Below are 14,886 nucleotides of genomic sequence, written 5' to 3'. Positions count from 1 at the left end.
GACCTCGAGCGCGTCGTAGACGACCTGGCAGGGATCGTGTCCGCTCACGCGGCACCACCACCGCTGCGCTCGAACTCCTCGATCACGTCGAGGCGGTAGCGGTAGTAACGGCCGACCTTGACGGCCGGGACGGTGCCAGAGCGCGTGAGGCGGTACACCTGCGAGACGGGCACGGCCCACCGCTCGGCCAGATGCTCGGCGGTGAGGAGCTGACCCGCCGTCATGCCGCCACCGTGAGTCGGGTGCGTCGGAACCGCAGCGCTTCGAACTCGCCCGGGTCCTCGCCCTCGATCAGCTGGTGCTTCCAAAGGAAGCTGAGCGAGTGTTCGCCGGGACCCGCGAATGCGGTGGGCCCGACCATCCCCGCTCGCCGCGCCCGCTCCAGCGCATGGCGCCGTTCGTGCTCGACGAGGTCAAGTGCGTCGGCGCGGCTCTTGCGCTGCCGCTCCTCGGCGCGGGCACGATCGCAGTGAAGCGTCCCGCAGTAGCGCTTTTGGCCGGAGCCGTAGACCGGGTGGTCGCACCACGCCGCTGCGCACCGCCGAACGGTGTCGTGAGGTTCTGCGGGGGGTTCGCCGGGGTCTGCGCTCGACGTGGTCGACGAGCTGCTTGAGCGACGTCGCGGCCGACGTTCGCGAGCCTGAGCGCGGGGCGCGCGAGCAACAGAAGTGTTCGCGTCGATCTCGCGCCGCTTGATCTCGTGGGCCTGGCGGAGGCCACGGCGGGCAGTGGCGAGCGTCCAGTTGCGAGCGGACCCGGCGGGCATGCGGCGCGCGTGCGCGGCCATGCGAGCGGCGCCGCTCCGGATAGCGCGGGCCTTCTCCACGGCCGACGTGCCCTCGTCGAACTCCCAGTCGTCGCGCTCAGCCTCGGTCCGGGTCGGCCCCGTCGGCTTGCGGAACAGGATCGGCTTACCGGACTCGTCGCGTCCTTGGAACGTGTACGTCTCGCCGCAGAAGATCAGCTCGGCGCCGATCGGCGGGTCGGAGGTTCCGGCGTGTGAGCTTGGTGCGCTCACGGTGCTACTCCTTCGGTTGTGCGGATGGGCCTGGTCGTGGGCGATCCTACGCCTCGGGTCGGAGGTCTTCGGGTGTAGCGCCGACCCTCGAAGAGGGCCGGCGCTCACCACAGACCAGACGACCGAGGCACCAACTCGGACCGCACTTCCCCATTGTCCCCCTGGGTCTGTCACAAGTTCCCGGCGTCACACTCCGCGCATGAACAGCGAAGATCGAGACGCCGTCGTGGAAGCGGTCGAGCGCGCCCTGCGCCAGGTGTTCGCATACTCGGCGCCGGTGACGGACGAGGAGTGGCGGCGGGACGCGGAAACGGTCGCGAACGCGGCATCAAAGGTGGCGCAGTCACCACGGCTGAGGGGCGAGCTTCCTCCGTCACGCCCTAACACAAGCGACCGGCTAGCGAAGCACCTGATCAGCCGGGGCGGGCGCGACAGGGCGGAACGGAACTCCGCCCGGCCCCCGCCGCGTTGCGTCGACGCGCGTCCACCCTGGTCCGACTTCGCCGGACCGCACGCGCCGCTGGCGCTACCAGGAGCGCGAGCGAACGCGTGGTGACGAAAGCTTCGGGACGTGGTAGTACGGCGAGCCGATGTTGTATGTCGACCGCGCCACTCCGCCCGCACGGAGTTCGCGAAGGACCTCCTGTACCTCGTGCACCTGCCCGAGGTCGACCTTGGGGTTGATGGCCGCGACCTCGTCGAGGTTGATTCGGCGGCCCGTCTGTGCGTCAGAATCCGACATAGCTCTCCTTGGTGTGTAGCACGAAGCCTTCGTCGTGTGTCCGGCGCATCGCGTAGTCCTTGAGGAGCCGGTAGTAGTCGTGAACAGGCCCACGCAGGGCGTCGTTTGCCCCGAAGTCCTCGATCAGAAGCTTGAGATCACGGCGTAGGACCTCCATCGGGATCCCGCGGTTGTGAGAGTGCCAACGCCCCGTCTCATTGAGCTTCCGTCCGACCTCTTGTGCGCGCTCCCGTCGCATTTCTTCCGTCACCTCCACGCCGGCGCCCTCGGTCGTGGTCCAGTTCTTGAACTTGAAGTTGACGAGCCAGTCCTCGAGCAGCGCGATCGACAGTTCGCGCTCCTGCTCGTACCGGTAGAGCTCCGCTGGGTCGAAGTTCTGCAGCAAGTACGCCAGCTCAGCGGTCGTCAGGTTGCCTTCCTCTGACTTTTTGATGAGACGCTCGAACTGCTCGAGGTAGCCGAGCGCCGGGACTAGATTGCCGTTCTTTGGGATCTGGGGATCGATCGGACCCAACACCGATGCGTAGTCCATGTGAATCGCGTCCCCCGACATCACGAGCACCGTGCCCGCCGACATCGCGTGGCTTGGGACGATGAACTCGACACGCTCGTAGTGGTGCCTGAAGATCCGCGCGACCCGCTCGGACACGCTGACGAACCCACCGCCGGTCTCGAGCAAGATGAGCAGCGACGGCCGACGGGGCGAAACAGCTTCGACGACGTCCTTGATCTGGTCGTCGGCGGGGGGGAACATCGGGCCGAGATACGCGATGAAGTCAGCGTTCGACGCCTTTTCGATCAACTCTGCGCGCTCAGAGAGCTGCAGTTCGATGATCCGGTTGGAGTCGCGCTCGGCGACTGCAACTTCCGTAGCGGACACGCTGCCCCTAGCGTTCGTGGACGTCGCTCATTGCGCAACACTACAGAACCAAGCAGCGGTTGCGTCCCGGGTGTTGAGCGATCTCCGCGCCCGCAGAAATTCCTGCACCTGGCGCGAACTGCGAGCGCCCGTCCAGCACACGCTGGCGCGGGTCACACGGGCGCGCCTGCGAGCGCCCGTAAAGCGCGCTTTCTAGCTCCGGCGCGTGTTCGCCTGAATATGCGCGGCACGACGCTGCACGTCGGCCTCGCTCGGGGCGCTCAGCGAGCGTCCTTCGTGGCGCGCCAGGTAACCCTCTGCTGCGCCGAGTCGAATCGCGCTCGGGCGCGACACCCCTTCCGGTGTCCGACGGTGCTCGGAGATGTAGCGGACGTAGCGGTCGAAGCGCATATACCCATCCTAGTCGTTTTCCGCGCGAGAGACTTGACGTCCTCGAGCCTTCCACCACGCGACGGCAAACAGCGCCGACAGCAGCGATGCGACGCCGGCTGCGCTGCTCCACACGATGTCAACCACGCATGCTGAAGCGCCGAGGGCGAGTACCGACGCTGCTACCAGCGCTACCAGCGCGGCAAGCCCGAGGAGGCCTCGCAGCGGAGCGAAGAACGCGCTGACGAGGCGGTGCTCGCCGCGCTGCGTTAGGGCGCCCGAGACGAGCGCCGAGCTCGCGAAGAGGATGGCAACGGACGGCGCCGCCTGTGTCGGGTCAGGTGGTAGCAGGGTTGCGCCCGCCCACAGGGCTAGCGTGATCGCGCCGGTGACGCAGGCCGCCACCGTGATGAAACCTGCTCTCTCTGCGCCGATCGCGACGAGCAGTTCAGGTTGCGCGAGTACGTCGACGTCGGGCGCGTGCAACGCCCCGCGGTCGCTGTCGATGTCGCCATCGGCAAGCGCTTCTCCGCTTCGCCCATCTACGAGTTCTGCATACGACAGACGCAGTTCCTCCGGGATGACGACCTCAGCGTGATAGCTCCGACAGCCGGCAGCCACAGGGACGTCGATCTGGAAGGCGAGCGGTGCGAGTCCCAACCCCTGAACCAGTCTCAGCCGCTGAGATCGCTGGTCCGCCAGGGGCTCGTCGTAGCCGTACTTGAGAACTCGTCGCCGCTCGGCTGACTCCACCACTGCGAAGAGGATGAAGTCGGTGGCGAGTATTGACAGCAGGAGCGCGAAGATTTCGTCGGCCAACACCAAGCTGCATTCCGGATCGCCGCTGTCAGCCGCTTGGTAGAGACCTGACAGAGCGGCCTCGGCGGGCGACCGCCTGGCCGTCGCGATCGTCCGCAAGTCAGCTCGGAGACGGTCTCCCGGCGAAGGCATCTCCGCATCCTCTAGCGCCAATGTTGCTAGCTCGACGAGCGCATGCGTCGCGATCTCCCCGTTGGCGCGCTGCTCAAGGCAGGGAACAACTCCCCCGCGCTCGTCTCGAAGGTCGAAGTGCCGCAGCGGCGCCTTCTCCAACGTCGCGATCGGGACCAGCACCTCGCCCTTTGCCACCTGGAGCGGACTGCGGAGCGTCGGCGGGACGGTGAAATCGACCGAGACGGTGCGACGCGATAGTTCGGTGCTCAGGATGTCGATCGTTTCGACGCGTCGGTGGACCCAGTTCGCGTCGGAAACCACCAGCAGACCCGCAGCCAGGCCGGCGAACGCATCATCGGGCTCGTTGTCCTCGGCAGCCTCGATGATCTCCTCGGTCACGTCGCGTGAACTTCGCTCCGTTGGCCCACGGTCCTTCATTCGCCGTCTGCGCCGCCCGTGCACAAGAACGACCGACGGCCCCTCCGGTGCACATCAGGTGCACGCTGCGCACGCAACCAGGGTCCTCGAACGACGAAAGCCCCGCCGGAGCAGGGCTTTCTGAAGATGGTGGGAGAAGGATTCGAACCTTCGAAGGCTAAGCCAACGGGTTTACAGCCCGTCCCCTTTGACCGCTCGGGAATCCCACCGGGCGGCGTGCCAGTTTAGCGACCGATCACGCGCTCCGAGGATGGATCGAAGAGATGGACGCGATCGGGGTCGACTCGCAAGCGGACCAGCGAGCCCGGATCCGGCCGTAGGGAGGGCGGGACGCGGGCCACGAAACGGGTCGTGTCGTCCGGCAGCTCGTCGTCGGCGGTGTCCAGCATGTCGCCGGTGAGGACCGAGGAGGTGGGCGCCTCCAGGTGCAGGAGGACGTCCGAGCCGAGCATCTCCGACAGCACTACGCGGAGCTCGAGCACGCCCGGGCCCGACTCGGAGACCGGCTCCATCGCCTCGGGGCGGATGCCGACGATCACGTCGCCGCGGTGGGACGTGCGGATCGGGAGCCGCTGGTCGCCGAGGCGGACGCCGTCCTCGAAGGCGGAGCCGCGCAGGAGGTTCATCGCCGGGGAGCCGATGAAGCCCGCCACGAACAGGTTGGCCGGGCGCTCGTACAGGGCCTCGGGCGTGTCGACCTGCTCGAGCTTGCCGTCGCGCATGACCGCGACGCGGTCGCCCATGGTCATGGCCTCGGTCTGGTCGTGCGTGACGTACAGCGTGGTCGTGCCGAGCTCCTGGTGCAGCTTGGCGATGTAGGCGCGCATCTCCACGCGGAGCTTCGCGTCCAGGTTCGACAACGGCTCGTCCATGAGGAACGCCTCGGGCGAGCGCACGATCGCGCGGCCCAGGGCGACCCGCTGGCGCTGGCCGCCCGAGAGCGCCTTCGGCCGCCGTTCGAGCAGCTCGCCGATGCCGAGCCGCCCCGCGGCCGACTTCACGCGCGTCTGGATCTCCGCCTTGCCCACCTTCTGCAGCTTCAGAGCGAAGCCCATGTTCTCGGCCACGCTCATGTGCGGGTACAGCGCGTAGCTCTGGAAGACCATCGCGATGTCGCGGTCCTTGGGGGCGACATCGTTGACCACTCGTGATCCGATCGAGATCGAGCCGCCGCTCGCCTCCTCCAGCCCCGCGACCATCCGCAGCGCCGTCGACTTCCCGGACCCGGACGGCCCCACCAGGATCGTGAACTCCCCATCGGCGATCTCCAGGTCGAGCCCGTCGACGGCACGGGTGCCGTCGTCGAACACCTTGGACACGTCCTCGAAGGCGATCGACGCCATCACGCACCACCTCCCCGCACCGCCGCGATGTGATCTCGATACCAGAGCGCGCTCCGCTTGGGAATCCGCTCCTGCGTGTCGTAGTCGACGCGCACGATGCCGAAGCGCTTGTCGTAGCCGTGCTCCCACTCGAAGTTGTCGAGCAGGGACCAGGCGTGGTAGCGCTTGACGTTGACGCCGGCGCCCACGGCACGCCGCAGCGCGTCCAGGTGCGTCGACAGGTATACGACGCGCGAGGGATCCTCGACGACGCCGTTCACGAGCCGCTCGTCGTCGAACGCGGCGCCGTTCTCGGTGATCCAGATCTCCAGGTCCCCGTAGTCGGCGCGCAGCCGGGTGAGCATGTCGTAGAGCCCGGTGGCGTCGACCGGCCAGCCCATGGCGGTGGTCGCGCCGCGCGGCACCACGGTCGACACGCCGAGCGGCCCTTCCGACGAGGCCCGCACATAGGTCGGGTTGTAGTAGTTGACGCCGAGGAAGTCGATCGGCCGCGAGATCACGTCCATGTCCTCGGGGTTGAGCACCGGCAGCGGCCCGAAGACCTTCTCGTAGTAGGCGAGCATCTCGGCCGGGTACTCGCCGCGCAGCACGGGATCGAGGAACCAGCGGTTCTGGTGGGCGTCCATCATCCCCACCGCCCACGGCTCCTCGCCGCGCATCGGGTTGAGGTTCAGCGTGATGCCGACCGGAGCCGAGCCCGCCGCGCGCAGCGCGTCGACGGCGAGCCCGTGCGAGAGCAGCAGGTTGTGGGACACCGCCAGCGCCGTCGGCCAGTCGCGGATGCCGGGTGCCTTGCGCCCGTGCGCGTGCCCGAGGAACGCGACGACCCACGGCTCGTTGTGCGTGATCCAGCCCTGCACGACGTCACCGAGCGCGGCGGCCATCTCCGCCGCGTAGTCGGCGAAGCGCAGCGCCGTGTCGCGCACCGCCCAGCCGCCGACCTCCTGCCGCGCCTGCGGCAGGTCCCAGTGGTAGAGCGTCGCGACCGGCTCGATCCCGCGCTCGAGCAGCCCTTCCGCGAGCCGCCGGTACCACGCGACGCCACGCGCGTTCAACGGCCCGCGCCCGTCCGGCTGCACGCGCGGCCAGGCGATCGAGAACCGGTAGGACTCGAGCCCCAGCGCCACCATCAGGTCCAGGTCGGAAGCCCAGCGGTGGTAGTGGTCGCACGCGACGTCGCCGGTGTCGCCATTGACGACGTTGCCGGGCGAATGGCTGAAGCGATCCCAGATCGACTCGCCGCGCCCGTCCTCGCGCGCGGCGCCCTCGACCTGGTAGGACGCGGTGGCCGCGCCGAAGCGGAAGCCGGCCGGGAGCTCGTCGGCCACCGCCGCGGCGGCGGGCTTGGGCGCCGTGGCCGTCATCCCTTCACCGCCCCGGCCGTGATGCCCTTCACGAGCCAACGCTGGGTCGCGAAGAAGGCGATGAGCACGGGAAGTGTGGAGACCACGCCGGCCGCCATCAGCTGCGCCGTCCTTTCCTGGTAGTTGCCGATGAAGTTGCGGATGCCGATCGGGATCGTCTCGGCGTTCTCCTGCGTCAGGGCGGCCACGAACAGCAGCTCGTCCCACGCGAACAGGAACGCGTAGACGAAGGTCGCGACCAGGCCCGGCGCCGCGGCCGGCAGGACGATCTTCACGAACGCGCCGAAGCGGGTGCAGCCGTCGACCATCGCGGCCTCCTCGAGGTCCCGCGGGATCGCGGCGAAGAAGTACCGCATGAAGTAGATCGCCACGGGCGTGAAGAACGCCGTGTAGACGAGGATCATCCCGAGGTGCGTGTCGAACAGCGCGACCGGCGTGTTCTGCTTGAGCCACACGAAGCCCATGAACACGGGCAGCAGGAACAGCGAGCCGGGGATGAGCTGGGTGCCGACGACGCCGAGGGACAGCCCCGTCGCGCCCCGGAACTTGAAGCGCGCGAGCGCGTAGCCCGCGCACGACGCGAACGCCGTCGCGCACAGCGCCGCCGCCGTGCAGATGATCAGCGAGTTGAGCAGGTAGCGCTCGAAGTCGACCGTCTGCCACATGCGGCTGAACGCGGTGAACGTCGGCTCGAGCAGGTTGTAGGCGCCGCGCGAAAGCTGGCCGTCCGTCTGCAACGAGGCGGCGACGAGCCAGAGGATCGGCGACAGCATCACGAGCAGGACGAGCCAGGTCAGCGCGTCCAGCCCTCGGTTGACGAGCCGGGCGTTCATTTGACCTCCAGATCACGCTTGAACGCGCGGTACCAGACCGCCACCCACACGCACATGGCGAGCGTGAGCAGGACGGACGCCGCGGCGCCGAAGCCGAACAGGTTGTTGGAGAACGACTGCCTGACGATCAACGTCATCATCAGGTCGGCGTCCGGGCCCGGGTTGCTCCCGAGCATGATGTACGGGATCGCGAACTGGTAGGTCGCGTAGATCACGCAGAACAGCAGCTGCACCGCGATCAGCGGCCGCAGCAACGGCAGCGTGATGTAGCGGAAGCGGCGGAGCGGACCCGCGCCGTCGATCGCCGCCGCCTCGTGGAGCTCAGGCGGCATCGCCTGCAGCCCGGCGAGGAAGAAGATCATCGCGAACGGCAGCCCGCGCCAGATGCTCGGGATGACGATCGCCCACATCGAGTTCTCGCCCAGCAGCCAGATCGGCCGCTCGCTCAGCAGGTGCGTGTAGTCGACGAGGACCTTGTTGATGATCCCGACGTCGCTCTGCCACATGAACTGCCACAGCACGGCGACGACGAAGCTCGGCACGATCCACGGCGCGAGCATCAGCGTCCGCACGAGCCGCTGGCCGCGCATCGGCCGGTTGAGCAGCAGCGCGATCGCGAGACCGCCCGCCAACGTCCCGCCGACCGTCCAGAACGTGTAGACCGCCGTGTTCTGGACGGCGCCGAAGAACCCGGAGTGCAGCGGGTTCGCCGTGTCGAAGAGGATGCCGCGGTAGTTCTCGAGCCCGGCCCACGGTGCGTCGAACAGGCGCGCGAAGGTGAAGGTGTTGAGCCGCTTGAAGCTCAGCACCACGCCACCCGCCGTGGGGATCAGGTGCACGAGCACCATGAACGCCAGGGCGGGCGCGATCAGCCCGTACGCGAACCAGTTCCGCCGGCGGCGGCGGCGAGGCCGCCCCGCGCGCAAGGGGAGGGAGCGCGCGGGACGGGCCTCGGGGGGCGGCTGAAGGGTCGTCTGTGCCACTACCCCGCCGACTGGGCCAAGAGCCCGTCGGCCTCCTTCGCCGCGGCGTCGAGCTGGGACTTCACGGTCGCCGCGTTGTAGTCCTTGCCGACGCCTGCCGCGCTGTCGAGGATGTTCCCGAAGCGCGTCTTGTACGCGTTCTCGATCTGGCCCCACTGCGGGATCGGCGCGTAGGTCCGGCCCGTCTGGATGGCTTCGAAGAACGCCTTGTGGTTCTCGGAGGAGTCGCCGACCTGCTGCTGGGGATCCAGCCGGGCCGGGAACATCCCGAGGAGCTTCGCGTAGTCGACCTGGGTCTGGTCCTCGGAGAGGAACTTCACCAGCGCCCACGCCTCATTGGGGTGCTCGGAGTTCTTGAACACCATCAGGTCCGAGCCGCCGACGAACGTGTACGCCTTGCCGGACGGGCCGGTCGGCATCGGGGCGACGCCGACGTTCTCGCGCGCCTCGTCGCTCCACGTGTCGTCCTCGGCGCGATCGATCGAGCCGAGCACCCACGGGCCGCCGATCCAGACCGCGAGCCGGCCGCCCTTGAACTGGTTCTCGACCTGCGTGCCGTCGCGCTCGAGCTGGCTCTTGTCGAACAGCCCGTCGGTGATCAGGCCGGCCATGAACTCGACGCCCGCCTGGGACTCGGGCGAGTTGATCGTGGACTGCGTGGCGTCGGCGTTGAGCTCCGCGCCGCCCTGGTCCCACACGAACGGCATGACCTGGTGGACGAGGTCGTAGGCCTTCTTGCCGGGCGCGCCGAACGGCTGGACGTCCGGCACCTTGTCCTTGATCGCCTGCAGCGTGGCCTTGAACGAGTCGAGGTCCTTGAAGGCCGTGGCGGGATCGACGCCCGCCTTCTCGAGCACGTCCTTGCGGTAGTAGAGCGAGCGCGCCTCGGTGAACCACGGGATCGCCCACGTGCCGTCCTGGCCCTGGACCTGCGTGGTGTTCCAGATGCCCTCGGCGTAGGCGCCCTTGCCGCCGATCTCCTCGACCTTGTCGGTCAGGTCCTGGAAGCCGCCGAGCGCGGCGAAGAACGGCACCTGCGTGGTGCCGGCCTGCGTGATGTCCGGGCCCTCGCCCGCGACGGCGGCGTTGCGGATGCGGTCGAACTGGACGTCCCAGCCGACCTCCTGGACGTCCACGTTCACGCCGGTCTTGGCCGTGAACGGGGCGACCATCTTCTGCAGGTCCTCCTTGGGCTGGGGCGAGTTCGGCATCGTCCAGAGCGTCAAGGTCACGCCCTTCTCGAGCGTCTCGCCCTGCGCGGCGTTGCTGGCACCGCTCGGCTTGGCCGCTGAATCACTGCTGTCGTCGCCGCCACAGGCCACGAAGGCCGCGGGGGCGAGCACGAGCGCGATCGCCGACGTGACGATCGCAAGCCTCTTCGGCATGGGGTTCTCCCTCCTCCATTGCAAAGCTGACAAAAACGGTTTTGGTACAGCGCGAACGAACTGGCCGGTGGGTCCGGCCGGGCGAAACGGGACCTCCTAGGGAGCTGCGGTCGAGCCGCGTACGACGAGCTCTACGGGGAGCGTCCGCAACTGCGGACGCTCGGGGTCGCCGGCGATGCGCGCCACGAGGGCGTCGCCGGCCGCCGCGCCCAGGCCGAGCTTGTCCTGGCGCAGCGTGGTGAGGGGCGGGTTGACGTGGGGGGCGAGCTGGATGTCGTCGAAGCCGACGACGCTCAAGTCGGCCGGCACGCTCAGGCCGGCCTCCGCCGCGGCGCGCACGGCGCCGATCGCCATCAGGTCGGCGGCGGCGAAGATCGCGGTCGGCGGTTCGGGCAGCGCGAGCAGCTTCTCGGTCGCTTCCCGCGCGGACTCGGCGTAGAAGTCGCCGTAGCGCACGTACTCGTCGCGATAGGCGAGCCCGAGCTCCTGGATCGCGTTGCGGTACCCGCGCAGGCGGTCGACGCCCGGACGGGAGTCGATCATGCCCGTGATCGTGGCGATGCGCCGGTGCCCGAGCCCGTGCAGATGCCGCACGGCTTCGGCGGCGCCGGCCTCGTTGTCGCTCATCACGACCTCGGTGTTCGGGCCCTCGAGCTGCATGTCGATGGCCACGCACGGGATCTCCCCGCGCACGAGCCGGCGGACCTCGGAGTCGTCCGGGTCCAGGCCGATCAGCGCGCAGCCGTCGACGCTGTGGTGGCGAGCGCGCTTGAGGTAGGAGTGCGGGCCGTACCCGCCCCCGGGCCGCTCGGAGGCGAACAGCAGCAGGTCGAACCCTTCACGGCCGACACGCTGCTTGAGCCCCCCGAGGACCTCGTGGAAGAACGGGTGCTGCAGGTCCGGATGCCCCTCGCCCGTCTCCATGAACACGCCGATGACGTGGGAGCGCTGGGTGACGAGCGAACGGGCCGCGGCGGCGGGCGTGTAGTCGAGCTCCGACGCGAGGCGCATGATGCGCTCGCGCGTCTCGGGACGCACGTCGGCGTAGCCGTTGAGGGCTCGGCTGACGGTGCCGACAGACACGCCGGACCGCCGCGCGAGCTCGCGGATTGTGACTCGTTCTTCCATCTCTCCAAAAACGGTTTCGGAAACCGTGGGCGGCAGTATGCACGGACTCTGGCAGAACGTCAAGAAGAAAGTTGCCGGGGGCGCCGGAGCACCCCCGGCGAGGTGCGTCAGCGGCGGCCGCGGCTGACCTTGATGCCGATCCTCGTGCCCGCCGGAAGCCGCTTGCCGGCGCCGCGGGCGAGCGCGATCACGCGGCCCTTCTTGACCTTGGCCGAGCGGGCCTTGCGCGTCGCGCCGACCGCGCAGCTCGCCTGCTTGAGCGCCACCCGCGCCGCGCTCACCGTCGCCCCGGCCTTCACGCGCGGGACGACGCACCGCTTGGTCGGCTGTGGCTGCGGGTCCGGCTGCGGATGCTCCGGATGCGGGTCGCCCGGCTGCTCCGGCGCGCCGGGCGGCGGCGGTTGCGGCTCGTCCTCGATCACCTGGTCCCCGACCGAGAACGTGCGCTGCACGGTCGCGGGCGTGGTCAGCGTGAGCGTCTCCGTGGCGCGGTCCGGCGTCGCGAAGGCCAGCGCCGCGGGCGCCGGGTCGAGCGTCAGCGCGCCCGGGGCCTGCGCCGTCGTCCCGTCGTGGACGAGCAGCGTGCCGGCCCTGGGCTCGGTCGCCGCGGGCGTGCGGAAGACCGGCGAGCCGGGGAAGCGCCAGCGTGTGGCCTGCGCCCGGTGCGCGTACTCGACGCGCACCCGGTGCGGCTGCTCGTCCGTGCTCACCCAGCGGTCGAGCACGCGCGCGACGGCGTGCTCGCCGTCGAGCGTGACGGTGCGCTGGAGCCGCACGCCGGTGTCGGTCACGGCCACGCACTTCGCGTCGCAGCGCAGCGCCCGCGCGGTCTCGGCCACGACGACGGTCCCCGTGACGGGATCGACCTCCACCTTCGTCTGGACTCCGTCGAAACCGCGGGGCGCGGCCGGACGGCCTTCGACATCGAGGAGCGGGATCGCGGCGCCGACGTAGGCGGGCGTGCCGTCGACGGCGAGCGCCTCGATCCGCGCGCCGCCGACCCAGGTCGGCGTGCCGTAGCGCTCGAGCGCGGGCCGGACGCCGTACTGCGCCTTCAGGCCCGCGCCCGCGGCCGACGTGACGGTCGCGTGGCCGTGCCGGTGCCCGCTCTCGAGCTCGTAGTCGAGCGCCACCGCCGCCTCCTCCCCGAGCACGGGGATGGACCGCGTGCGCGCGAGGTAGGTGACCGCGACGAGCGGGCCGGTGAACGGCCCGAGGTCCTTGGGCGTGGATTTGTACGGGACCGCGCGCAACGTGCAGGCGGCGGGCTTGAACTTCCCGAACGCCACGGTCGTCTGGAAGCTCCCGTCCTTGCCGACCGCGACGTTCGCCGCGACGCGCTGGTACCCGTCCGCGCCACGCGTGCACAGCAGGTCGACCAGGTCGCCGTTCGCGCCGTCGGTCGTGCCGGCGACGCGCAGCCCGACGTCCTTGACCTCCGGCTCGTAGAGGTGGAACACGGGCGTGGACGGCGTGGTGACCGCGGTCTTCGTGAGGTCCGCCGCGGCCGCCAGGCGCGGGACCTGCTTGGGCTTGATGATGATCGGGCCGAGGAACTCGGTCGTCTGCGCGGCGGCCGGGCCGGCGAGCACGAGCGCGCCGGTGGCGATCACGGCGCCGAGCCCGAGCGTGAGCACGCGGCCGTAGAGCGTCGCGGCGACGACGCCCGCGCCGAGCGCCCACAGCGTGCTGACCAGGTACGCGTCCTCGGCCGCCGCCAGCGTGACCGGCGCGCCGACCGCGAAGAGCAGCGCCGTGCCGAGCACGCCGCCGAGCTGGCGGGTCGCGTTGGTCACGGCGCTCGCGGTGCCGAAGTGCTCGGGCGGGACGTCGCGCAGCGCCGCCGCGGCGAACGCCGGGAACGCGAGCCCGAGGCCGGCGCCGTTGAGCAGCAGGGCCGGGAGCCAGGTCTCCAGGAACGCGGGCTCGGAGCCGGCGCCACGCACGATCGTCATGCCGGCGACGTAGAGCAGGCAGCCCGGGATGATCACCGCGCGCTGGCCGTGGCGCTCGGCGAACCGGCTCGCCGGCACCGCGACCGCGGCGGTCGCGAGCGCGCCCGGCACGGCCGCCAGCCCGGCGCCGAGGAGGCTGTAGCCCCACACGCCGACCAGGAACAGGACGTTGGCGAGGATGGTCGAGAAGAACGCCATCCCGAGCAGCAGGATGCCGACGTTCGCGCGGCTGAAGGACGCGATCCGCAGCAGCGCGGGATCGAGCACCGGACGTGGATGGACGCGGCAGCGATGCGCGGTCGCGGCGAGCGCCAGCGCGGCGACGACGAACGCGCCGACGATGCGCGGGCTCGTCCAGCCCCACGCGCCGCCCTCCAGGATCGCCAGGGAGAGCGTCCCGAGGCCGGCCATGATCAGGCCGACGCCGAGCAGGTCCGGCAGCCCGGTGAGCCGGGCGTCGCGCTGCTCGGCGAACGCGGCGCGGGCGGCGACGAGCACGACCGCGCCCAGCGGGAGGTTGAGGAGGAAGACCCAGCGCCAGTCGAGCTCGACGAGGGCGCCGCCGAGCGGCGGGCCGGAAGCGGCGGCCAGCGCGGCCGACGCGCCCCACAGCGCGACGGCGGACGCGCGTTGCGCGACCGGGTACAGCGGGAGGATCAAGGCGAGCGAGACGGCCATCATCACCGCCGCGCCGGCGCCCTGCACCGCGCGGGCGGCGATCAGCACCTCCAGCCCAGGGGCGGCGGCACACGCCGCCGAGGCGGCGGTGAACAGCGCGACGCCGGCGAGGAAGGTCCGCTTGCGGCCGACGCGGTCGGCGATCCCGCCGGCAGGGACGAGCAGCGCGGCGATGACGATGAAGTACGCGTCGAGAACCCACGCGAGGTCCTGCGCGGATGCGCCCGTGAACGAGCCGGCGATCGCGGGGAACGCCGTGTTCACGATCGTGGTGTCCAGGAACGCCAGGAAGCCGCCGGCGCACGCGGTCGCGATCGCGAGTCCGCGCCGCGTCATGCGGTCCGGTAGGGAGTCGGGGAGGACATCCGGCGACCGTACGGGCGTGACCGGGCCGGCGATATTCCCCGGATCCCTAGTGTTTAGAGCTGCGCGGCGAGCTCCGTGCGCGAGCGGACGCCGAGCTTCGCGTACACCTTCGTCAGGTGCGCCTCGACGGTGTGCGTCGTCACGAACAGGGCGTGCGCGATCTCCTTGTTGGTCTGCCCGGCGGCGGCGAGCTCGGCGACCTGGCGCTCGGTCTGCGTCAGCTCGTGCGCGTCGGCGAGGGGCTTGCGACCGCCGACGCGGGCCAGCTCCGCGCTGGCCTGCTCCGCCCAGCCCGGGGAGCCGAGCGCGTCGAACGCCGCGGCCGCTGCCTCGAGCGCTTCGCGAGCGACGCGCCACTGCCGCGCGCGGCGCGCCGCGCGCCCGTGGGCGAGGTGCGTGCGCGCGGCGTCGAACCGCAGGCCGAGCCGCTCGTAGGCGGCCGCCGCAGCCTCGGCCTCGCCGAAGTCGGAG

13 protein-coding genes and 1 tRNA gene are annotated in these 14,886 nt (G+C 70.2%); all 14 read right to left on the bottom strand.

The genetic code is table 11. The annotated features are described in order from the left end of the window. Positions 1-44 precede the first annotated feature (44 nt). The gene (locus OJ997_RS05480) at positions 45-224 is read right to left on the bottom strand and encodes a helix-turn-helix domain-containing protein (protein WP_270024040.1); all 180 of its coding nucleotides are present in this window, start codon (positions 222-224) and stop codon (positions 45-47) included. Next, a complete protein-coding gene (locus tag OJ997_RS05475; RefSeq protein ID WP_270024039.1) occupies positions 221-1,018 on the bottom strand; it encodes a hypothetical protein in 798 nt (265 codons plus the stop codon). Before OJ997_RS05475 ends, OJ997_RS05480 begins: the two co-directional genes overlap by 4 nt. A 728-nt stretch (positions 1,019-1,746) precedes the next feature. Beyond that, complete coding sequence (locus tag OJ997_RS05470) at positions 1,747-2,640, bottom strand: SDH family Clp fold serine proteinase (protein WP_270024038.1); 894 nt, start codon at positions 2,638-2,640, stop codon at positions 1,747-1,749. A gap of 192 nt (positions 2,641-2,832) precedes the next feature. Next, positions 2,833-3,030, bottom strand: a complete 198-nt coding sequence (locus tag OJ997_RS05465) for a hypothetical protein (protein ID WP_270024037.1) — start codon at positions 3,028-3,030, stop codon at positions 2,833-2,835. A gap of 9 nt (positions 3,031-3,039) precedes the next feature. Beyond that, the gene (locus OJ997_RS05460) at positions 3,040-4,341 is read right to left on the bottom strand and encodes a hypothetical protein (RefSeq protein WP_270024036.1); all 1,302 of its coding nucleotides are present in this window, start codon (positions 4,339-4,341) and stop codon (positions 3,040-3,042) included. A 166-nt stretch (positions 4,342-4,507) separates the two neighbouring features. Beyond that, positions 4,508-4,589 (bottom strand) — tRNA-Tyr (locus tag OJ997_RS05455). A gap of 15 nt (positions 4,590-4,604) precedes the next feature. Continuing rightward, a complete protein-coding gene (locus tag OJ997_RS05450; protein WP_270024035.1) occupies positions 4,605-5,723 on the bottom strand; it encodes an ABC transporter ATP-binding protein in 1,119 nt (372 codons plus the stop codon). Then, positions 5,723-7,087: a GH1 family beta-glucosidase gene (locus tag OJ997_RS05445; protein ID WP_270024034.1), complete on the bottom strand. Its 1,365-nt coding sequence runs from the start codon at positions 7,085-7,087 to the stop codon at positions 5,723-5,725. The genes OJ997_RS05450 and OJ997_RS05445 overlap by 1 nt, the downstream gene beginning before the upstream one ends. Then, positions 7,084-7,920 carry a carbohydrate ABC transporter permease gene (locus OJ997_RS05440; protein ID WP_270024033.1) on the bottom strand — a complete coding sequence of 279 codons (837 nt, stop codon included), beginning with the start codon at positions 7,918-7,920 and terminating at the stop codon, positions 7,084-7,086. Before OJ997_RS05440 ends, OJ997_RS05445 begins: the two co-directional genes overlap by 4 nt. Continuing rightward, positions 7,917-8,846, bottom strand: coding sequence for a carbohydrate ABC transporter permease (locus OJ997_RS05435; RefSeq protein ID WP_270024032.1), 930 nt, complete (start codon positions 8,844-8,846; stop codon positions 7,917-7,919). Before OJ997_RS05435 ends, OJ997_RS05440 begins: the two co-directional genes overlap by 4 nt. A gap of 56 nt (positions 8,847-8,902) precedes the next feature. Continuing rightward, on the bottom strand, positions 8,903-10,288 hold the full coding sequence (locus tag OJ997_RS05430) for a sugar ABC transporter substrate-binding protein (protein WP_270024031.1): 1,386 nt from the start codon (positions 10,286-10,288) through the stop codon (positions 8,903-8,905). Positions 10,289-10,384: 96 nt separating this feature from the next. Continuing rightward, a complete protein-coding gene (locus tag OJ997_RS05425) occupies positions 10,385-11,416 on the bottom strand; it encodes a LacI family DNA-binding transcriptional regulator (protein ID WP_270024030.1) in 1,032 nt (343 codons plus the stop codon). Between the two features lie 107 nt (positions 11,417-11,523). Beyond that, on the bottom strand, positions 11,524-14,385 hold the full coding sequence (locus OJ997_RS05420) for a DHA2 family efflux MFS transporter permease subunit (RefSeq protein WP_270024029.1): 2,862 nt from the start codon (positions 14,383-14,385) through the stop codon (positions 11,524-11,526). A gap of 83 nt (positions 14,386-14,468) precedes the next feature. Beyond that, on the bottom strand, positions 14,469-14,886 hold a 418-nt coding region (locus tag OJ997_RS05415), incomplete at its 5' end, for a helix-turn-helix transcriptional regulator (protein WP_270024027.1).

The organism is Solirubrobacter phytolaccae (assembly GCF_027587195.1).
Lineage (GTDB): Bacteria > Actinomycetota > Thermoleophilia > Solirubrobacterales > Solirubrobacteraceae > Solirubrobacter > Solirubrobacter phytolaccae.
The sequence above is the reverse complement of the archived record's forward strand: the minus strand, read 5'-3'. Positions and strand labels throughout refer to the sequence as shown.